This is a genomic window from Saccharibacillus endophyticus, assembly GCF_013185185.1.
Lineage (GTDB): Bacteria > Bacillota > Bacilli > Paenibacillales > Paenibacillaceae > Saccharibacillus > Saccharibacillus endophyticus.
Map to the genome: position 1 here is coordinate 199,127 of NZ_JAAZWE010000001.1, position 19,364 is coordinate 218,490.

Genomic DNA, 19,364 nt, shown 5'->3' on the forward strand with positions numbered 1-19,364 from the left:
CGTCGAGTCGTGAATACAGGAACGTTATCCGAAACCACCAAAAATCATTTAGAACTTAGGAGGAGATTATGACTGTCATAGAATACACTACAGGTATTTTTAATGATGAATATAAGTCTAAGATCGATGAGTTTTTTGGAGAGAGAATGAAAGAGCTATCTACCAATTTAGAGTTAAATACATTAGAGAGAATAATAGTATCAGGGAAATTCACAGATGATGTTTTAAAGGTTCAAGAAGAATATCAGATGAGTGAAAGAGGACATACTGATAGAGATGACGGGATTGCAGTTGCAAAAGTTCTCCATACCAAATTTAAAGGACAACTTAAACAAACAATTGTGATCAATGATTATCTGATTAATGGGCTGTTTATTCCTGAAGCTGCACAAATTTCACTTCATCTTTTACATCATGAATTCTGTCATATTCATGAAAATTATTATCAAAATGAAATGTTTACCTCAGAAGCAAGAAATGGACACGGAATGGATAGGCTTCAGCATACATTAATATGTAACGCGGAGCCAATATGGTCCGAATATTTTGCCGTAAGAAGTTCTTCAACGTCTTTAGTAATGAACGCCGATACTGATTTGTACTTTCCTTATTTGTTAGATTTGATAGATTTATGTAAAGAAAAAATAGAAGAAAGAATCTCTAAATATAGGTTGAATGGAAATCTTGATGATTTGTTTGCTTTTTTGCAGGAAGAAACATCTATGTTACTTAAAATAGCTGCCACTACTCAAGGATATATCGATGGTTTGGGCTTAGCCAAACACGAAATTTCTCATATGATTGAAGAACAATTACAGAAAACATATTTTTATGATATTTGGACTTCTCAGCAGAAAGTATTAAGAGAACTTTTTGATAAATTCCCTAATTGGAACGATGTATATGAACTAAGTGGGTTAGGTGAGGCGGTCAAAGAATGTTGGAGTGAAATGGGTATGTTTGTAACCTATGTTCAAGGTAGCGAAGGCATATATATCAATGTACCTTGGAAATAGAAGATTCATTAAACAACGTTAGAAGCTGGGGCATCGGATAACATAATATTCACGCTGCGGACATCCGTCCTTGGCCCGGCATTCGCCGGACACTCAGCATACGCTGAGTCGTGAATACGGGAACGTTATACGTAATTACGAAGGGCTGATTAAGAGCATTTGAATGATGATCTTTCCTTGAACGACGAGCCCTTTGATCGGCTCGAAGAAGGCGAATTGGAAAAGTAAAATGGGGAATCAAAAAACGGATAAGAAATAGGTAAAAGCAAAAAGTAAATTTGAATGAGAAGAACGATTGGAAGAAGAAGCGGAATCGAAGAGGTAAACGCCTCGGAGGGAAAGCATTTAAAACCCAGTGAAATTCAAAACGTAAACAGTGGGAAATGACATTTCAAGAACAGAAAACATGGAATAAAGAAATAGAATAAAGTGGAGTAAGACATTAGATATAAGAATAATTTTGGGAAGCCAATTCAAAGAAGATCGTAACTTCGTATAACATAATATTCACGCTGCGGGCATACGCCCTTGGTCTGGCATTCGCCAGACACTCGACATACATCGAGTCGTGAATACAGGAACGTTAGTTGAAATTCATTGAAGGGAATTGATCATAATGACATTTACCATTAATTACTCTAAATTAAAAGACGAGTATAAAGATTTTTCTCCTTATTTTGAAACGCATAGACAGTCATTAAACTTATTGTTTGAAACACTTTTGAATCAACAAGATTCAAACGCTATTAATAGTTATTTATCTCAAGCACCTAATCAAAACATAATGAATGAGATCAAACAAAAACTTGTATATAGTAGTACGCTATGTTTTTTTAGAGCATTTGATTTGTTCTTGGCTTATATAACTCTAGAGGATAAGAAATTTAAAACTTGGTCAGAGGTCACAGGATACTATAGTAAATTTTATATAATAAAAGCCATCAACTCTTTGCTCCTTAGAGGCTATGAAGTAATCGATTATGATAAAAGAGGTCAATTAGTAGACAGTAGAAGGGATGGATCTTTTTATTTTGCTTTTGATAATAATGGATTCAACTTATACAACAGTACTAAAATAGAGTACCAACAACTACAAAAAGACCCACAAACAAATCAAAGATATGGCTCTCATCAATTATGGTGGAGGCTCCTTGAAACAATTACAGATATAAAAGGAATTGAAAAATTCAGTAGACTAAATTATTTGCTTGATCAAAATTGGACTAATCCAAAACTACGAAATCAAATTAATTATTCACTAGAATATTTAGAAGGATTCCAAGAATTAGATTGGTTTGATGCAAATCTAAAAGGGCATCATAGCTGGAATTCTAAGGATAATAGAGACTTTACAAGTATGAAAAATTTCTTTAAAAATACTGATCCTGAAGATATAGATATGGGAGATTATTATACTGATTTAAGAGTTTACTTATGGGAGTCAATTATGTCCTATTTGGAGATTTACAAAGATGTTCTTGGGACAAATCGTATTTTCAGAATTGAGAATATTAATTATTTGATGCAAGCGCATGAGACTGACAAGGCAGTACCTGAAGCATCTAAAAACATGAAGAAAATGATAAATGAGTTATTTGGCATAGAAATTGAAGAAGATCCTTTTAGCTAATACACAGGAGCCAATGAACATCAACTAACATAATATTCACGCTGCGTACATTCGTCCTTGGTCTGGCATTCGCCAGACACTCGACATGCGTCGAGTCGTGAATATAGGAACGTTATCTGAAACTAGTTTAAAAACGAGGAGAATGAAGATATGAGTGAATATTTAACTTCTGAAATAGAATTTGATTTTGAAGAACATAAACAAAAAACTATTTTGGAATATTTACAACTGCAACCTCAATATGAAGCTTTTAGTTCGTCATTAAAAAGTATTCTAGAACATTGTCTAGAACAAAGTGGAGTTTATTACCATTCAATAGAGGCACGTGCAAAATCAATTCAAAGTGTTGGAGAAAAAGCAGCTAGGCCATCTAAAAGTGATCCTAATAGACCGAGGTATACTGAACCACTAAAAGAGATTACTGATTTAGCAGGAGTAAGAATCATCACATTTTTCACAAGTACTCTTCAACAGGTAGATGAGATAATAAAAAGAGAATTTGTTGTGTTAGAACGAAGCGACAAAAGCGAATTGCTTGATGAAAAGTTGGGCTACTTGAGTATTCATTATCTTGTAACACTCAATCATAATAGAAATAATTTGCTTGAGTATTCAAGGTTTAATCAGCTAATAGCTGAGATACAAGTTAGAACTATACTGCAACATGCGTGGGCAGAAATTGAACATGACATCCAATATAAATCGGAAGTCGCAATTACAAAATCAATAAGGAGACGTTTTACGGATCTAGCAGGCTTACTAGAAATAGCGGATAGAGAATTTCAATCTATTCAAGAAGAAGACGAGAAATCTCGAAATGAATCTCGTGCAAATGTTCGAGAAGGTCGATTAGCAGAAGTGGAGATTACTCCGGATGCGTTAAAGGAATATCTAAATAAAAAGTTCGGAATTGATGGTCGAATGACTGATTTTTCCTATAGGTATTTTGCTTCACATCTTATTGAAATGGGATTTAGTGATTTCAAACAAATAGATGATTGCATTAATGGTCTTGATTCAATTTCTATCAGCAGAACAATTTGGGGTCAGAGACAAGGACAGCTTTCTAGATTCGAAGATGCACTTCTAACTGGAATGGGTGAAAACTTTAAAAGATTGCACCCATATGCACAAAGGGAGAACAGAGAAGAGTGGTACTCTTTTTGGGATAGTAGATTTAAAAAACTTGAAGAAGCTGGTATTGAGATTGGTAATTATGATCCTAATGTTTCTTGAGTTATCAAGCATACTCGAAGGCGATACTAGCATCAGATAACATAATATTCACGTTGCGGGCATCCGCCCTGGGTCCGGCATTCGCCGGACACCCAGCATACGCTGGGTCGTGAATACAGGAACGTTATACGTAATTACGAAGGGCTGATTAAGAGCATTTTAGTGACAATCTTTTCTTGAATGACGAGCCCTTCGATCGGCTCGAAGAAGATGAATTGGAAAAGTAAAAGGTGAAATCAAAAAACAGATAAGAAATGGATAAAAGTAAAAGTGAATTTGGATTTAAGAACGATTGAAAGAAGAAGCGGAATCAAAGAGGTAAACGCCTCGGAGGGAAAGCCTTTCAAACCAAGCAAAATTCAAAACGAAAACAGTGGGAAATGACATTTTAAAAATAGGTAACACCGAATAAATAGAATAGAACTGAGTGAAGCATTAAAGATAAGAACGATTTTATGTAGCAGACTCAAAGAAGATCGTAACTACGTATAACATAATATTCACGCTGCGGACATTCGTCCTTGATCCGGCATACGCCGGATACTCGACAGTGGTCGAGCCGTGAATACAGGAACGTTATACGTAATACCGGAAAAACATATTTAAAAACTAGACCAGACAAAGAGTTAATCGATTTAACATTTTGCGTTATACTGTGAAGTAAGAATAGGAGGCGATTCCTCATGAGCCTGGAACAAAAATTGATTAACGACTTTTTATCTTTACCCCAAGAAAAACAAATGGAAGTCATTGATTTCGTAGAATTTCTAAAAACGAAAAATGCATCTCAAACAGAAGCTATGATGGACGACATCATTAACGAGAATTTAGAAGCGCTTAAAGAACTCGCCAAATGAAATCGATTACGATTGACCAATTGCTGGTCTATCATCAAAAGATCATGAAAGTAACCGGTGGAGCAGATGGAGTTAGAGATCAAGGATTGCTAGAAAGCGCATTGGGTAAAGCTGAACAGACCTTTGATGGTGAAGAGTTGTATCCAGGTCTAACAAGGAAAGTTTCTGTCGTGACTTTCTCCTTAATCAAAAACCATGGATTCGTGGATGGAAATAAACGTATTGGAGTAGCCGTTATGCTACTTTTACTTCGATTAAATGGATATTCTATTCGATATAGCCAAGATGAACTCGTTCAATTAGGATTGGGAACAGCAGAAGGAAAATTAAATGAAAAAGATATTGAGGAATGGATAATAAGGCATCGAGAATGAAGCTCGGTGTCTTATTCTATATCTTCTTGAATATTCAAGGAAGACCGGTACTACGTCTAACATCATATTCACGCTGCGGACATTCGTCCTTGGTCCGGCATACGCCGGACACCCGACATGCGTCGGTTCGTGAATACAGGAACGTTATCTGAAACAACCATAATAGCTTATATTTTGGAGGTTACTCATGGCAGTATGGGATTACCAAGTCATTTTATATCCTCAAGATAATAAAGCGATTATGACAGAGGAAGGCATTGATTTTGTAGGGATTCATGAATTTTCTTTTGATCAGATTGTTGAACAATTAGTATCAACAGGGAAGGTAAAGAAAGGCTCGGTACAAAGGCAATGGAATTCGTTTGCTGAAGATTGTTACTACATTTATAAGGATAGAACAAGTTTAATAGAAATTGAAATTAATGATGGAGTTAAAGAGGAGCAGGTTAGGACGCTATCGCTACGAACAAACATATATAAACCTGAGGGAGATATAAAATCACTAATTACACTGGCAAAGATGCTGAGTATTGAATTAGCTCTATCTATATGGGATATGAGACTAAAAAGTATAGTGGATAAAGAAGATGAAGAAAGCTTGCAAAGAACAATTCAAAATTATAATTCATACAAACAAAGATCGTAAGTATTTCAGGAAGCATGGTTGAATCAGATAACATAATATTCATGCTGCGGGCATTCGCCAGACACCCGACATACGTCGGGTCATGAATACAGGAACGTTATCGGACATACCAAAAAGCATAGAGGAGAAATTAATATAAATTTCAATATAGAGATTACTGATAAAGATGAGATTGAAACCTTTTATTCCCTACTGGTTTTGGGCTGCATAACAGCTATACGAGAAGATCTTCTGACTTGGGATCAAGTAGAAGAGCGGTTATTCAGTCCGAACACTTTAACAAAAATAGAAGAACTAAATCTTCACTCCACCCTCATCGAAATCACAAATCAAGGAATAATGGAACTGAATTTGCTTCAAAGATTAAATGCAATAGAATATGAAAAATCGATGGATGAAATAGAAAATCTTTTGAAGACATTTATAAAAGAACAAAAATAAGTGAAGGGGAATGGAAACATTGGATTAAATAAGATCGAGAAAAACTGAATGCAATTCGAGAAGAATGGTACGTCACATAACATAATATTCACGCTGCGGGCATTCGCCGGATACCCAGCATACGTTGTTGGATCGTGAATACAGGAACGTTATCGGAAATCATCGCAAAGGATTAAATTCTATTTTCAAGAAGGGGACATATGAATAACCTTATAAGCGAATTGTTAGCATCCAATAAATCTAATCGATTAATAATTGGGTTAGATGGATTAAGCCGATCCGGAAAAACGACATATGTGAAATCATTAATCAACGAGTTGAATCAAACCAAGAATAAAAATTGCGTTTTTCATCTTGATGATCATATAGAGCCGAGGAGCAAAAGATATAATACAGGAAATGAAGAATGGCGTGAATATTATTATCTTCAATGGAATGTTGAATACTTGAGAGAAGAGTTATTTGAAAAATTACATGAAGAGAATGAGATCAGTATTTTTTACTATGAATTCGAGTTTGATAGGCAATTATTGAAAAGAGTAAAAATTCCTAAACAATGTGTAATAATTATAGAAGGAGTATTTATACAACGGTCTGAGTGGCGAAATTATCTAGATTATGTAATTTATTTAGATTGCCCAAGAGAAACTCGATTCTTACGTGAAGGAAAGAATACAAGGGAAAATACTCAAAAGTTTAAAGATAGGTATTGGAAAGCAGAGGATTTCTATTTGGAAACAATAAAGCCGCAAGATATAGCCAATATTACAATAAAGAATTAGAGCAAGTTTGATTGTAGTTCGAAGAAGTCGCTGACATCCTATAAACCAGCTAATCAAAGTCAAGTCTTTCATAAAAAATCGTTGAGCTGTGTAAAGTGCTTAATGAGCTTGAAAGGCCGATCCGGAGTTCCACATGCCAAAAATAATGCGTAAAAGCTTATGTGAAGTCGCCACAATCGCGACTTTTGCCGGTTTGCCTTCGTCCCGTTTTTGCTGATAAAATTGAAAGAGAATCGAATTTCTCGGACCGTGAACCTTCTTTGAAATGCCGGCTACCGTCGCTTGATAAAGCGCCGTTCGAAGGTACGAAGAGCCCCGTTTCGAGATTCGATTCTTCTTGGATTTGAAGGTTCCCGATTCGTGAACAGCGGAGTCTAGCCCGGCAAAAGCTGTCAGCTGTTTCACGGAAGGGAACCTTTTTATATCTCCGATTTCAGCAATAAGCATGGCGGCTGTTAAGAGGCCTACACCTGGAATCGTGCGAAGCAGAGCATAGGTTTCAATCGATTCAGCGAGGGATTGCATCGCTTGTAAAAGCTCATCGATGCAATCCTGATACGTTTGTAGAAGGTGGATATAGTGCTTGAGAACTTCCTTTTGAGCCTCGATTCCATGAAGATCCGGCAGGCTCTGTCTGGCAATTTCAAGTAGCTGCTGGCGCTTGGTTTCGTTCCAAGCTCGACCCCGACGGTTGCGTAGCAGCAGGTTCAAAACCTCTTCTGGATCTGCGGATAGAAGCTCGGCAGGCGTAGGAAAACGAGAGAGAAGCTCCAAGGAAGTGCGGTTACAGACCTTTTGAAACGCTTGATCGTATCCGGGAAAAAGGAGATCCAAAACGGCGCGAAAATGAATCTGCGTCTGGCCGTATAAGGCCGTCCAATGTTGATATTGTCGGCCGATCACGCGGAGCTGCTGAACGTTCTCATTCAACTGGACGTGAGGCTGAGGATCTTGCAAGTAAAAAACGTGGGCAATCCGTATCGCATCGATGGGATCGGTTTTGACCTTGCGTACCGCCTTTTGTTTCAGTTGGTGAGTCAATAACGGATTTAGCAGAACGACCAAATAACCTTGGGAAGAAAAGAAGGAAGCCAGAGGCTTGGAATAGTTCCCCGTGGCTTCAAGAACGACTTTGGGTTCTTGGCCGGAAACGGATTTCAACTCCTTCAGAACAGCTAGAACTTGTTGAAGACCTTCTTGGGAATGATAAAATGTAAACGGTTTATACAGACAATTGTGGTAGGAAAGAAAAGCAACAGCTACGCTTTTACCTTTAGCAACGTCAATGCTGAGAACCGGTTGATTCATGAGGACCTCCTTTAATTTCACTGGAGCCGGCACTTTCATTCTCCACAGGTTGGCACGGTGATACGGGCTCTAGGCCCAACCAGCTAAATCGGGGTATGAACAAAAGGCGAGGAGCTATAACACTTTATAAGACGGGATCGGTGTCCCAACAAAACATGCGTTATTTTGCCCAGTGTTTCCTCCAGTATAAAGAAAAAGTTCATCCCCAAACGAGCTGGGGATGAACTGAGAATACCAACATAATATTCACGCTGCGGGCATACGCCTTTGATCCGGCATTCGCTGGACACCCGACATCCGTCGGGTCGTTAATACAGGAACGTTAAGTGAAATTCCAGTGAGAGTTATAGGCTTATGAAATGATATAATATAACCATCAAAAAAGAGGAGGGACAAAGATGAAGTGGCAAGAAGTTCAACAGATCTTTCCGAATCAATTTGTGAAATTCGAAGTTCTTCATTCAGAAGAAACCGATCATCAAGAGATCATTGATGATGTAGCGGTAATTGGTCCGATCAGTGATAAAGAAGCGACTCGTGAATTATTGAATAGCCGAGATAAAACGCTAGTTTATCATACTTCCAAAGATCAAGTCGTAGTGAAGGTACGGAAAAATATCGGGTTAAGGAGAAGTCTTTAAATGAATATCGAATATCGAGACGGACTGTTATTTACGGAAATAACAGTCCATTTTAATAAGCAACAGAAAGTCATATCGAACATCGTGATCGATACAGGAGCCAGTCACAGCTTAATTTCATAAGATGAAGTGGACAAGATCGGGATACAAGTGGACATGGACGATGAAATCACAACCAGTTACAGGATCGGAGGTAAAGAGCATGCCTTTAGTAAGAAAATTGAGGCCATACAAGTAGGGGGTTTTATTTTAAAAGATGTATACATAGACTTTACTTCATTCAAATATCACAACATTAACGGACTTTTGGGGCTTGATGTACTGACTGAAAGGGAATTTAATATTGATCTAAAAGCATTTAAATTACTTCGTTCATAAGAGATTAAGAAATTGAGTGAGTGATTCGATGAAGACTGGAACATGACTTGACAATATATGCACCCTGCGGGCATACGCCCTAGGTCTGCCATTCTCCATACACTCGACAGTCGTCGGGTCGTGAATACGGGAACGTTATAGGAAAGATCGAAAACCAAAAAAATAGAGTCATTCAAGTTGAATGACTACAAGTTTTCATTGTCTATTAAATTTTTCGAACTCGGATTCCGAACGAAAGATTCGTTTATTCAAAGAAGCAACCTCAGAATCTTTGTCCGTAAAGTTATGATGGATTTTTTCTAAGAGAGCAAAGATATCTTTAGGTTGTCCGTTCTCTAGGCGAACAGTAGATTGATAAATACTATGAATTTGAATAGACATTTGTTTTTGGTTCTGATCCAAAAGTATTTGATTTTGATTTAATTGTTGAACATCTTGTCTAAGGGCTTGAAGTTCTTGAAGGATCTGATTAAGAGTTTCTTCCATAAACCATCCCACCTTTCTTAATGATGATTATAATACGGATACAGAGATTGAAAATAAAAGAAAATTGAAAGACGAGATAAGAGAAATTGTGTAGGAACTTAAACCTTATAGAATGATAAGGACGTGTAGGAAATTTCGAAGAAGAACGATCCATCCTATAACATAATATTCATGCTGAGGGCATTCGCCCTTGGTCCGGAATACGCCAAACACCCGACATACGTCGGGTCGTGAATACAGGAACGTTATACGAAAGGACCGAGGCAAGTGATATTGAATAAGCCACTTGATCCATACGATTTCTTTATTGAATCTGAAGATAAGAAATCACATATCCTTTTTTCATTTCAGGACATTGAATTAGAGCGATATAAATCCATTAACTACTTGGTACATATTAAGGACGATCAGTTTGCTGGACAAGCCGAGATCTGGATTGAGCATGAAGAAATCCATGATTTTATGGAAGGACTTTTAAAAACTGAAAATAGCGAAGTCAAAACGATTCAGTTAAAAGCCATGAGTGATAAGGAATTTGAAATGAGTTTTATCGATCAAAAAATGGGGCATTACGAAATTGCCTATTCCATTACAAAGAGAAGATATTCAAGAGACGGATTAATAGAAACGACATTGAAAGGCTCTTTTGGCTACGATAGTGAATTTTTAAACCTACTGAAAGAGAGTTTGAAGAGAATTAATAGACTGTTGTCTTAAACATTTGTGAGCAATTCAAGGTCCCTTCGTATAACATAATATTCACGCTGCGGGCATCCGCCCTTGATGCGGCATTCGCCAAGTCGTGAACAGTCCCTATCGGTATTTTTACTTAGGCTTAGAACATTAAAAAAGTAATTACTTATATATGAAGGTGACTTTAACAAGGAGGAGTACCCATGGAGGATATTGAAAAGATTCATACACTAGCAAGAAAGTATTGTATGGTGAAAAGTACATATTGGGGAAGAAAATACTCAAAGCTGATTGAGGAAGGTACGTATAGATTAGACGGCGGTGGTTACACCTTAGAAGCAAAGCGATTATTTCCAAGATACATTGTGTTGAATGCAATTCTTCCAGAAATCGAACGATTTTTGCCCAATGACTTCTCCAACAAGGATGAAGTAAAAAATTCACTTTTGTATGCTATTCAAAATGCCCAAAATAGATTGACTGAAATTAATAATGATGATGCTACGTGTCAGGAAACAATGGATGAAGAGCGTCAGGCGTTTTACGATTTTATAGAAAAAAAGTGCATGGAAATACCTCAGAATGTTAGACCGTTATCATACAGACGTACGTTATCATCGCAAGAAAGTAAAATGTTATGGATTGAGTTGAATAAAAAGTGGAGCATAGAAGTAAATGATTACTGGTATCCGCTTATTAGTCATAAGCCAAATGATACAGAAGCATTTATGGATGATTACTTCTATTCAGAAGTAGGCATTGGCCACCTTATAAAGATACTGAAGAAGCGAAATGTCCAAAGGGTATTTGAGCTGAGAGAAGGTAGCATGTCCCCTGAGTATGAAATTGATTTAGAGAGTTTCAATTCAGCATATAATATAAATGGAGAAGGTTTTTGGTTTTCAAGCGACTTGGACTGGGTTATTTACGCATCACACGAAAATTCAATAACTATAGCAGGAGCATGGCTATTAGCTGAGATTAAAAAGATTTGGTTGAACTGGGAAGAACGAACTTGGTTAGATTGGAAAGAGAGATTAGAAAGAGGGTTATAATCAAAGACCAGACCCTTAAAAAAGGTTAGGGTTAGAAATGACGCTCGGATTTTTAAGGAAGCGCTTTATTATTTGAAACTTAGGAGGACCTCGAATGAATTATCAAAATTGGGCCGGCAACTTTACTTATGGAGCGACCGAAATGATCTATCCCGAAAGCGTGGAGCATTTGCAGCAACTGGTCAAAGAGCATGGAAAGATCAAGGTTTCGGGCAGCGGCCATACGTTCAATGCGATCACGGATACGAACGGGATTTTCGTTTCGCTGCGACATTGGAACCGCATGTTGGCCTTAACCGAAGAACGCGGCACGGTAACGGTCGAAGGAGGGATCACGTACGGGGAACTATGCGCGGAGCTTGCTCCGACCGATTATGCGCTTCATAATCTGGCATCGCTTCCTCATATCACGGTTGCCGGTGCCGTCGCTACGGCCACCCATGGGTCGGGCAGCCGTAACGGAAGCTTGGCGGCAGCGGTAGAAGGGATCGAACTGGTCGACGCGAACGGAGAGCTGCATACGTTCAGCCGCGGCGATGCGGAATTCGCCGGCGTTGTCGTAAACCTCGGCGCGCTCGGCATCGTGACGAAGCTGACGCTGAACGTCGTGCCGGCCTATCCCGTCAGACAGTTCGTTTATGAGAATCTGCCGCTTTCGCAGCTTGAAGAAAACGCGGAAGGTATATTTACGGACGCTTACAGCGTAAGTTTGTTCACGGATTGGCAGCAGCCGAGATTTCATCAGGTATGGACAAAATGCCGGGAAGAAGATGGCGTAAGCTATGCCGGACATGCGGACTATTACGGAGCGCTGCCTGCGACGGCCCCTGTGCATCCGCTGCCGGACATGCATGCGGAAAACTGCACGGAGCAGCTTGGCAAGCCGGGGATGTGGCATGAGCGGCTCGCGCATTTCCGTATGGAATTTACGCCGAGTGCCGGCAAAGAGCTGCAGAGCGAATACTTGATGCCGCGGGAGCATGTATATGAAGCGGCGCTGGCCGTTCACCAGCTGCGGGAGCATCTTGCGCCGATTTTGTTCGTCAGCGAATTGCGCACGATCGCTGCGGACGATTTGTGGCTGAGCCCTTTTTGCGATCAACCTTCGGTGGCGTTTCACTTCACGTGGCGGGACGACTGGCAGGCGGTCGAGCGCGTGCTTCCGCTGCTGGAAGCAGCGCTGGCGCCGTTTCACGCACGTCCGCATTGGGGCAAGCTGTTTACGGTACCGGCCGATGTCCTGCAGGGACAATTCGACAAGCTGCCGCAGTTTCGGAAGCTGATCGACAAGTATGACCCTAACGGAAAATTCAGCAATGCGTTTCTGGATACTTATGTTCGTCCAGCCCGGACGTCACGTTGAGGCTGAACGAGGCTTTCAGGAAATGAAAAGGCTGCCGCCTCGTCTCAAGCGGGACGAGGCGGCAGCCTTTTTTCGTCATATCGCAGAGTGGATTCCGCAGTCCGAAATGCGCTGCCGCAGTTGAAGTATCATATTCATGCTGCGGACATTCGTTCTAAGCCCGGCTTACGCCGGACACTCGACATGCGTCCGGTCATGAATACAGGAACGTTAGATAAAATTGCCTTAAGACCTAAGGAGTGAGTTGAATTATGCATAGAATTGCTAAAATATTTTTGGTTTTAATACTGTTGATAACGGTTTTTACGGGCTGTGTGAGCCAAAGAGGTGCGATTAGTTCGGTAACAACATTTCTGCGTGTGATTGAGAAGGATCACTCTGATGATTATAAAGAAAAATGGATTGTTGGTTATAATTCGAGTGCTAACGAAATAGATGAAGTACGAATAATGATAGAAGATGTGAGGGTTTGGAATCTTATTGAAGTAAATAAAGAGTATTTTGTTTCGTATCAGGGTTCTAAAGAGAGTGGTTATGTGTTAGGTCAAATCGAACATGTTGGAGACGAAAATACCTTAAGATGACTCGAGTAAGAAGGCAACATCATCTAACATATATTCATGCGACTGACATACATCGGGTCATGGATACAAGAACGTTATATGTAGTCTCTTGAAGAGCGTGAAGATCAAATTACTGCGGAAAGATTGAATATTGAAGATAGAACTTCATTTTTACTGGGTAGCGTTGCTCCAGATGCCGTTGCTACAAAAGATGACTCTCACTTCTACAGAGGAGAGCATCACGACTTTACAAGGCGCATAGATTATCAAGAATTTTTAGATAAGTATAGCGCCTATTCAAATAACAGGTATGTGCTCGGATATTTTGCACATTTAATTGCAGATGAGCAGTGGATGAAGGGGGTTTATATGCCTTGGCTGAGAAATCGAATGGAAGAAGATCCTGAAGTATATCCTTTGTATCATAATGATTTTAAATTACTGAACGGAAAGCTGTTAGAGCACTATGATTGCACGAAGGAAATGAGGGACGCGATCTCTGATGAAACTGGGGCGTGTACGCAAACTCCGCCGGGAGCAGATTGAGCTGAATTTTCGTTCTCGGCAAGGAATTTTTCTGAAGGCGTGCCGGGGCACGTCAAAGGAAAATGACGCTGCAGAGGGCGAAAAGGCAGGTCAAGGTGCACGGTGTTGAGTTTGCGTACACGGCCTAGTGAAGTTATAGATTTGGATGAAGTTAAGTCTCGCGAGGCACTCGACTTTATTCCTTATGTATTAGGGGATATGGAGTACGAAAAACAAAGTATAGATGAAGTGCTAAAGGTTTTTAGTTTTATACAGATCAAAGGATACATCGAAACATCAGTAAATATGGGAATCATGAATCTGCAAAAATATATGTAAAAAAGAGAATAGGTTAAATAGTGGATTGGGAGAAGACAGGGACAACCTACTACATCATATCCACGCTGCGGGCAGACGCCCTGCATCCGTCATTCTCCGCATACTCATGAATACAGAAACGTCATACAAAACTCCGGAACGAATAGTTAGAGGTGCGAGCATGAGACAAGAAGACATAGAACTGCTTTTGAAAAAGAAAAACCTAATTAACAAGCCGCTCATCGGTTGTACGGAAGAAGAGATCGTTAAATTAGAGGAAAAGGTTGGTTTTAAGCTGCCTGAAACGTATAAACAATTCTTGCTTGCGGCTGGACATGAATCAGGCAGATTATTTCAAGGAACGGCTGTTCATTATATCGATCTTATTGAAATTCAAGAATGGGCCAAAGAATTATTGGAAGAGAATCACAACCCTATTGCTTTACCGAATAGTTCATTAGTTTTTTCCATGCACCAAGGGTATGAAATCAAATTTTTTGATGTCGACATGGGCGAGAATCCGCCTGTATTTCTTTGGTACGAAGGAATGGAAAACCCGGCATCGGCTATTCGGTTATTTGAGACATTCGATGAATTCTTATTGCAAGAGATTAAAGATCATTCGAATGTAGATTGGAGAGATCAAAATGTTTGTGAGCGATAAGACTTCAATGCACAAAAATCAAAGATATAGAAGGTCTGAAAATCGCAGATGTTTGAAATGTATTCGAGAAAACAAATGATACCAAACTAATTAACAGGATCAAAAAGAATTTTAGAATTGGGTGCAAACCAACAACAGACTTTTACCGTTGATTTTATAGGGAAGCAAGAATCGAACGATACGAAGCAGGATCGGAATCCGCCTGAACAAATCGTGTTCGTGCCTGATTCGGCTAACGCCGAGGTATGAAGCGAAAGGCACAAGTATACATATGGGACATCCCGTCATGAAACTTCGGAAAAATTCTATGTTGATGATCAGACTGAAAAAAAGGAGAAGTTAAAGTGCGAAATTGTTCGAAGCCTATACAATCATTTATGGCGACGGTAAAAAAAGCGACATTGAAATTGACAGAGTAACCTACAGCGGCCGCAAAAAGTTCTTCATGCAGGAGGAGTACCCATGATATTGGAAAAAGTCATACCTGAACTCAATATACAACGTGAATATAAAGACTTCGTGGATGCCTATATCGATCAGATTCGCGCCGAATTCGAAGATAAGATCCATAGCGTCTACATGTGCGGGTCGATTCCGAAAGGAACGGCCGTACCTTTTAAATCGGATGCGGACTTTACGATCGTATGCGAAAATGCCGGAGATATCGATTACGGAAAACTGGAGACGATCAAAAATCAACTGGTAGAGAAATATCCATTTTTAACGAAGATTGATACGATTGTTTGTCCGGTCGACGATGTAGTCAGCAGACCCAACGAGTGGGGATTTTGGATCAAGGTCATTTGCATTTGCGTATACGGTGAAGATATCGGCGAACAAGTACCTCCGATCGTGATTTCTCCGGCGTTCATTTTAGAGTTGAATACGGATACCCCGGAGGAAATCGAGCGTATACGTCATTCGCTTTCCAATGCCGATGATCGCTCGCTGAAGACCAGGTACGTCAAAGGTTACTCCAAAAGATTGCTGCGCGCGTTGTATTCGTTGATTTTAGAAGATACGGGCGTATGGCAGGATGACATGTTGGAAATGAAAAATGACCTTTTAAAATATTGCGAGATCAACCCCGCCATCATTGAATATCTGTATGCTTGTTATTTGGACAGCCATGTATCCGTGGAAGAGTTTCTGGAAATCGCAGACGAAGCGTATTGCTATGTCGAGCAGGCTTTACAGGCAATGGAGATTTCCAGAGAAACCTAAAGCGTGGATACGAGGATACGGTGATTTCATAAGTGTCCAAGAGCGCGCCGTGTATCTGAAATATAGTTTTAATACAGCGGAAACTACGACATAAAATCATTCCATGATTCGAGCATTTCAAGCGTTGATTATGAAAAGGAGGAATCGTCTAATGCATAGATCCATTGGGATTCTTGCTGCATGTCTCTTATCGATTGCTTTGGTCGGGTGCTCGTCTGATCCGGTGCGCGCTTCGAACTACGAAGGAAAACCGGTTACGATCGGGATCATCGGAACGCCGCCGGCTATGCGAGAGCGGAACGTGAATTTCGAGCAAATAGACTTCGACCAGTTGGAGGAGGTGGACTCTTCATCCGGATATGATGCTGTTTTTATCACCGAAGAGCATTTATCTGAAGCCGCCGACTCGAAGTATGCCCCTATATATAAAACAGCGGGTGTGCCGTTTTTCTTTATCGAGTCCAAGAAGTCCCATTTGCCTTTTATCAGCGAGCAGCGGACGTATGAAGAGTTTCCGGATCTGAACACGGATGCTTATGTAAGCGGCTATTTTGGCGATAATCGAAACTCAAAATATTGGTCATACGGATTGCAAAATGACGAGCCGAATCGATCCGACATTGAAGACGTATACACTCGAATTTTTGAAACGATCACCCATATCGAAGCAGAGGTCAACTCATGAAGAGATGCCGGTTGATTCTTTTTTTGCTCCTGATTCTTCTTGTCGGCTGCGGCGGGACGAATGAAGATTCCGGTGCCGCAGAACAATTTATCACAGAGAAGGGCTATACGATTGTCAAAAAAGAAAAAGAGACCTACGAATATACGCTGACAAAAAGTCAGCTTACGGAAATGCCGTATATCCAATATTGGAGCGTACAAAGCGAAGCGCCAGATGTTTATATAGGCAAACAGATCCGTACGAGCAAATTCATTGTGAATCATCATCCGTTGGACGAACTTAGCGATCAGGCGAAAAAACAAACGGTCATCTATGTGATGGAATCGGGCGATGACGTTATCGGAGGCTACAGCATTCCGGATTATAAAGAACTGCATATGGGCTGGGTGTACAGCATTGACGGCGAGACGTTGGAAGAAATGACCGGGATGTCTTATCCAGGCTGGCTGGAAGAGTGGAACAAAGCGTATAAGTAGCCCTATTCGCAATTTCTAAGTTGAGGTGATGTTAATGGGCTTATCTAGTGATTCGATCAAAGTACTGCTTCCACCTGAAGAAAATTTTACCCCTACGGATCTCATTGAACATGTGGCAGGCGTGATGTATACGGAAGAGGCCCGTTCAATCAGGAACAGCATTGAAGAACTCCCTGAAATGCTGAGGATCATCATGTGGATCATTGATTTCGACACGGAATTAGCGATGAACGGAATTTTAGGTTTTTTGGAGAACTCTTCCGGCAGATACTTGAGCGAGACGGTGGCAGCCTTGCAATTGATCGGAGCTACAAAAGATGCAGCCCTATTGAAGGAGATAGAAAAGCAAGTTGAAGAAATTAACGTTGAAACCAAAATCGAATTAAACCCTTACCAAGTTACCTCGTTTGAAGATCGGCACTCTATCAATGAAGAAGCATTAAAAAAGATCGAGGAGCTGGCTGACCGATTATATCTGAATTCAGATTATCGCAATGTTTTTGACTACTTGGTGACGTATCTGTCCGATCATTGGAATCTGATAGGCAATCCTTTTAGAGAGGAAAAATGAACTTCATATGATCGAAAACCAGCAAATCTTCCCCATCTTACTCCAAGCCTACCCGTCTTATCTCAATAGATATGAAGCGTACATCGAACAGAACTATGAAATTGAAGAAGAAAGATTGCTGTACGTGGATATAGGCGACTTTACTGCATATATGATCGAATGTTATGCGAAGCGAAAGACGGATGAATTCGACGAAGCGTTTGACGCGATCGAGCAGATGCTTGTGCATGGAGATTCGTATGTCCAAGATTTTGCCGTAGTCGGCATTTTAGAAACGCTGCAAAATCAATTACTGGACAAGAAGATCGAACTCAATGAATTCGAAGCTTTGCTGCAACCGGAGTCGAAGGCAGCATGGCGTCATTTGATTGATTTTTGGAATGGAAAAGTTCAATAATTTAGCGATATCCCATCACGACGAAACGAGAAGATATTTGATGAACAAAAAAACAGTTTTTTACCGCGCTGCCGTTCTGCTTGCATTGATCGTCGTCATCTCTGCTTGTGCAGTCATGTCACTCAGCTTGAAAAAACAACATGAAAAGATCGAACTGCTGGAAAGCCGCGATACTGCGCTGCAGCAATCGTTGGATCAAGCGGTTGCGGCAAACAAGAGTTTAAAAGTGCAGATCGAAGAAAGCAAGCATCTGGGGGACTATCAAGGCAATGATGATTTTTCGACGATCATAAATGACAATCCGATAGATCGAGATTATGAGCAGGAGCGTAAAATTCTTCAAGAAAGTCCCGAAAGTACAACCTTGGCCTGGGGAGCTTTTGAGAGCAAGTATTTAACGAAATGGCAAAATGAAATGAACGCGGCGCTTGACGGTCTTTCCAAAATCTTAAATGAAGCAGATCGATCAAACCTGGAACAATCGCAAAAAAGTTGGCAATCTTATATGGATGATCAGGCCCAATTTGTTATGGGTCAATTTCTGGACACCCGATATTTCGGCACTCAAGGCGACGTACAATTTTTAGCGGCTCAATCCAAACAAACCAGAGAAAGAACGATCCGATTGATGGAGTATCTATTTAGCATCGACCGAGAAGCAATCGATTTTGCATATAAAAGTTGAGTAGACAAGCCGAATAAGCCGTTAATCCATTTCGAAAGGAGAACAAGATGGCAGAGAAGATTATCTTTTTTATTTTTCTGATTCCTTTGCTTGGGGTATTGGTCTGGAGCTACTTTGACCCTAGAGAAAGTCTGATATTCGGGAAAAGGTGGATGTTCAAAGAAGAACCTGAACCGTCGGAAGGGGCGATTCGTTATATCAAAGTGGCGTCGGCAATCAGCGTTGTTTTGCTTTTGCTTATAGGCGTTGCCGTTATTTTTGTGTGAGTTACTGCCTTACTCGACAGAATTAGGAGATGGTTATCCATGCCGCGTCACTGTTCATTGATCATTGACTTTCATCAAGAAACG

The 19,364-nt window shown here is 40.1% G+C and carries 25 protein-coding genes; 23 read left to right on the forward strand and 2 right to left on the reverse strand.

All coding sequences use genetic code 11. The features are described from left to right. The first annotated feature begins 68 nt into the window (after positions 1-68). The 8 genes from HRQ63_RS00850 (at position 69) to HRQ63_RS00885 (ending at position 6,982) form a co-directional block, all read left to right on the forward strand. Positions 69-1,016 carry a hypothetical protein gene (locus tag HRQ63_RS00850; RefSeq protein ID WP_172237736.1) on the forward strand — a complete coding sequence of 316 codons (948 nt, stop codon included), beginning with the start codon at positions 69-71 and terminating at the stop codon, positions 1,014-1,016. 616 nt (positions 1,017-1,632) lie between these two features. Further along, a complete protein-coding gene (locus tag HRQ63_RS00855; RefSeq protein ID WP_172237739.1) occupies positions 1,633-2,646 on the forward strand; it encodes a hypothetical protein in 1,014 nt (337 codons plus the stop codon). 150 nt (positions 2,647-2,796) lie between these two features. Continuing rightward, positions 2,797-3,882 carry a GTP pyrophosphokinase gene (locus HRQ63_RS00860; protein ID WP_172237742.1) on the forward strand — a complete coding sequence of 362 codons (1,086 nt, stop codon included), beginning with the start codon at positions 2,797-2,799 and terminating at the stop codon, positions 3,880-3,882. A 683-nt stretch (positions 3,883-4,565) separates the two neighbouring features. Further along, entirely contained in the window at positions 4,566-4,739 is a 174-nt protein-coding gene (locus tag HRQ63_RS00865; protein WP_172237745.1) for a DUF2281 domain-containing protein, read from the forward strand. Continuing rightward, positions 4,736-5,113, forward strand: coding sequence for a type II toxin-antitoxin system death-on-curing family toxin (locus tag HRQ63_RS00870; protein WP_172237748.1), 378 nt, complete (start codon positions 4,736-4,738; stop codon positions 5,111-5,113). The genes HRQ63_RS00865 and HRQ63_RS00870 overlap by 4 nt, the downstream gene beginning before the upstream one ends. Before the next feature lie 187 nt (positions 5,114-5,300). Next, on the forward strand, positions 5,301-5,759 hold the full coding sequence (locus tag HRQ63_RS00875; RefSeq protein WP_172237751.1) for a hypothetical protein: 459 nt from the start codon (positions 5,301-5,303) through the stop codon (positions 5,757-5,759). A gap of 171 nt (positions 5,760-5,930) precedes the next feature. Continuing rightward, complete coding sequence (locus HRQ63_RS26330) at positions 5,931-6,200, forward strand: DUF3969 family protein (protein ID WP_371873194.1); 270 nt, start codon at positions 5,931-5,933, stop codon at positions 6,198-6,200. A 200-nt stretch (positions 6,201-6,400) separates the two neighbouring features. Beyond that, positions 6,401-6,982: a kinase gene (locus tag HRQ63_RS00885; protein WP_172237757.1), complete on the forward strand. Its 582-nt coding sequence runs from the start codon at positions 6,401-6,403 to the stop codon at positions 6,980-6,982. Positions 6,983-7,081: 99 nt separating this feature from the next. Here the strand turns inward: HRQ63_RS00885 and HRQ63_RS00890 are convergent, their stop codons facing one another. Continuing rightward, the gene (locus tag HRQ63_RS00890) at positions 7,082-8,290 is read right to left on the reverse strand and encodes an IS110 family RNA-guided transposase (RefSeq protein WP_172237760.1); all 1,209 of its coding nucleotides are present in this window, start codon (positions 8,288-8,290) and stop codon (positions 7,082-7,084) included. Between the two features lie 398 nt (positions 8,291-8,688). On the opposite strand from HRQ63_RS00890, the gene HRQ63_RS00895 reads away from it, so the two are divergent. Both HRQ63_RS00895 and HRQ63_RS25805 read left to right on the forward strand, forming a co-directional pair. Then, on the forward strand, positions 8,689-8,931 hold the full coding sequence (locus tag HRQ63_RS00895) for a hypothetical protein (RefSeq protein ID WP_172237763.1): 243 nt from the start codon (positions 8,689-8,691) through the stop codon (positions 8,929-8,931). 156 nt (positions 8,932-9,087) lie between these two features. Next, positions 9,088-9,309, forward strand: coding sequence for a pepsin/retropepsin-like aspartic protease family protein (locus HRQ63_RS25805; protein ID WP_229714030.1), 222 nt, complete (start codon positions 9,088-9,090; stop codon positions 9,307-9,309). A 195-nt stretch (positions 9,310-9,504) separates the two neighbouring features. Here the strand turns inward: HRQ63_RS25805 and HRQ63_RS00905 are convergent, their stop codons facing one another. Continuing rightward, positions 9,505-9,795, reverse strand: a complete 291-nt coding sequence (locus HRQ63_RS00905; protein ID WP_172237766.1) for a hypothetical protein — start codon at positions 9,793-9,795, stop codon at positions 9,505-9,507. Positions 9,796-10,068: 273 nt separating this feature from the next. Between HRQ63_RS00905 and HRQ63_RS00910 the strand changes: the two genes are divergently transcribed. The 13 genes from HRQ63_RS00910 (at position 10,069) to HRQ63_RS00970 (ending at position 19,280) form a co-directional block, all read left to right on the forward strand. Next, on the forward strand, positions 10,069-10,512 hold the full coding sequence (locus HRQ63_RS00910) for a hypothetical protein (protein ID WP_172237769.1): 444 nt from the start codon (positions 10,069-10,071) through the stop codon (positions 10,510-10,512). A gap of 179 nt (positions 10,513-10,691) precedes the next feature. After that, on the forward strand, positions 10,692-11,543 hold the full coding sequence (locus HRQ63_RS00915) for a hypothetical protein (RefSeq protein ID WP_172237772.1): 852 nt from the start codon (positions 10,692-10,694) through the stop codon (positions 11,541-11,543). A 94-nt stretch (positions 11,544-11,637) separates the two neighbouring features. After that, positions 11,638-12,906: an FAD-binding protein gene (locus HRQ63_RS00920; protein ID WP_172237775.1), complete on the forward strand. Its 1,269-nt coding sequence runs from the start codon at positions 11,638-11,640 to the stop codon at positions 12,904-12,906. A 251-nt stretch (positions 12,907-13,157) separates the two neighbouring features. After that, a complete protein-coding gene (locus HRQ63_RS00925; RefSeq protein WP_172237778.1) occupies positions 13,158-13,490 on the forward strand; it encodes a hypothetical protein in 333 nt (110 codons plus the stop codon). Positions 13,491-13,613: 123 nt separating this feature from the next. Then, a complete protein-coding gene (locus tag HRQ63_RS00930) occupies positions 13,614-14,015 on the forward strand; it encodes a zinc dependent phospholipase C family protein (protein WP_188525534.1) in 402 nt (133 codons plus the stop codon). A 478-nt stretch (positions 14,016-14,493) separates the two neighbouring features. Beyond that, positions 14,494-14,976: an SMI1/KNR4 family protein gene (locus HRQ63_RS00935; RefSeq protein ID WP_172237781.1), complete on the forward strand. Its 483-nt coding sequence runs from the start codon at positions 14,494-14,496 to the stop codon at positions 14,974-14,976. Positions 14,977-15,438: 462 nt separating this feature from the next. Beyond that, positions 15,439-16,200, forward strand: a complete 762-nt coding sequence (locus HRQ63_RS00940; protein ID WP_172237784.1) for a nucleotidyltransferase — start codon at positions 15,439-15,441, stop codon at positions 16,198-16,200. Positions 16,201-16,501: 301 nt separating this feature from the next. After that, on the forward strand, positions 16,502-16,885 hold the full coding sequence (locus tag HRQ63_RS00945; protein ID WP_172237787.1) for a hypothetical protein: 384 nt from the start codon (positions 16,502-16,504) through the stop codon (positions 16,883-16,885). Further along, on the forward strand, positions 16,882-17,361 hold the full coding sequence (locus tag HRQ63_RS00950; RefSeq protein WP_172237790.1) for a hypothetical protein: 480 nt from the start codon (positions 16,882-16,884) through the stop codon (positions 17,359-17,361). The genes HRQ63_RS00945 and HRQ63_RS00950 overlap by 4 nt, the downstream gene beginning before the upstream one ends. A gap of 34 nt (positions 17,362-17,395) precedes the next feature. Then, positions 17,396-17,932: a DMP19 family protein gene (locus HRQ63_RS00955; RefSeq protein ID WP_172237793.1), complete on the forward strand. Its 537-nt coding sequence runs from the start codon at positions 17,396-17,398 to the stop codon at positions 17,930-17,932. A 7-nt stretch (positions 17,933-17,939) separates the two neighbouring features. Further along, positions 17,940-18,329 (forward strand): DUF7674 family protein, encoded by a 390-nt coding sequence (locus tag HRQ63_RS00960; protein WP_172237796.1) that lies wholly within the window; start codon positions 17,940-17,942, stop codon positions 18,327-18,329. A gap of 40 nt (positions 18,330-18,369) precedes the next feature. Next, positions 18,370-19,014, forward strand: coding sequence for a lysozyme inhibitor LprI family protein (locus HRQ63_RS00965; RefSeq protein ID WP_172237799.1), 645 nt, complete (start codon positions 18,370-18,372; stop codon positions 19,012-19,014). Positions 19,015-19,061: 47 nt separating this feature from the next. After that, positions 19,062-19,280: a DUF6199 family natural product biosynthesis protein gene (locus HRQ63_RS00970; protein ID WP_172237802.1), complete on the forward strand. Its 219-nt coding sequence runs from the start codon at positions 19,062-19,064 to the stop codon at positions 19,278-19,280. Positions 19,281-19,364 lie beyond the last annotated feature (84 nt).

Coding starts and splice junctions, on each gene's coding strand:
- HRQ63_RS00850 (WP_172237736.1), top strand. CDS start 69: ATGACTGTCATAGAATACACTACAGGTATTTTTAATGATGAATATAAG.
- HRQ63_RS00855 (WP_172237739.1), top strand. CDS start 1,633: ATGACATTTACCATTAATTACTCTAAATTAAAAGACGAGTATAAAGAT.
- HRQ63_RS00860 (WP_172237742.1), top strand. CDS start 2,797: ATGAGTGAATATTTAACTTCTGAAATAGAATTTGATTTTGAAGAACAT.
- HRQ63_RS00865 (WP_172237745.1), top strand. CDS start 4,566: ATGAGCCTGGAACAAAAATTGATTAACGACTTTTTATCTTTACCCCAA.
- HRQ63_RS00870 (WP_172237748.1), top strand. CDS start 4,736: ATGAAATCGATTACGATTGACCAATTGCTGGTCTATCATCAAAAGATC.
- HRQ63_RS00875 (WP_172237751.1), top strand. CDS start 5,301: ATGGCAGTATGGGATTACCAAGTCATTTTATATCCTCAAGATAATAAA.
- HRQ63_RS00885 (WP_172237757.1), top strand. CDS start 6,401: ATGAATAACCTTATAAGCGAATTGTTAGCATCCAATAAATCTAATCGA.
- HRQ63_RS00890 (WP_172237760.1), bottom strand. CDS start 8,290: ATGAATCAACCGGTTCTCAGCATTGACGTTGCTAAAGGTAAAAGCGTA.
- HRQ63_RS00895 (WP_172237763.1), top strand. CDS start 8,689: ATGAAGTGGCAAGAAGTTCAACAGATCTTTCCGAATCAATTTGTGAAA.
- HRQ63_RS25805 (WP_229714030.1), top strand. CDS start 9,088: ATGGACGATGAAATCACAACCAGTTACAGGATCGGAGGTAAAGAGCAT.
- HRQ63_RS00905 (WP_172237766.1), bottom strand. CDS start 9,795: ATGGAAGAAACTCTTAATCAGATCCTTCAAGAACTTCAAGCCCTTAGA.
- HRQ63_RS00915 (WP_172237772.1), top strand. CDS start 10,692: ATGGAGGATATTGAAAAGATTCATACACTAGCAAGAAAGTATTGTATG.
- HRQ63_RS00920 (WP_172237775.1), top strand. CDS start 11,638: ATGAATTATCAAAATTGGGCCGGCAACTTTACTTATGGAGCGACCGAA.
- HRQ63_RS00925 (WP_172237778.1), top strand. CDS start 13,158: ATGCATAGAATTGCTAAAATATTTTTGGTTTTAATACTGTTGATAACG.
- HRQ63_RS00935 (WP_172237781.1), top strand. CDS start 14,494: ATGAGACAAGAAGACATAGAACTGCTTTTGAAAAAGAAAAACCTAATT.
- HRQ63_RS00940 (WP_172237784.1), top strand. CDS start 15,439: ATGATATTGGAAAAAGTCATACCTGAACTCAATATACAACGTGAATAT.
- HRQ63_RS00950 (WP_172237790.1), top strand. CDS start 16,882: ATGAAGAGATGCCGGTTGATTCTTTTTTTGCTCCTGATTCTTCTTGTC.
- HRQ63_RS00955 (WP_172237793.1), top strand. CDS start 17,396: ATGGGCTTATCTAGTGATTCGATCAAAGTACTGCTTCCACCTGAAGAA.
- HRQ63_RS00960 (WP_172237796.1), top strand. CDS start 17,940: ATGATCGAAAACCAGCAAATCTTCCCCATCTTACTCCAAGCCTACCCG.
- HRQ63_RS00965 (WP_172237799.1), top strand. CDS start 18,370: ATGAACAAAAAAACAGTTTTTTACCGCGCTGCCGTTCTGCTTGCATTG.
- HRQ63_RS00970 (WP_172237802.1), top strand. CDS start 19,062: ATGGCAGAGAAGATTATCTTTTTTATTTTTCTGATTCCTTTGCTTGGG.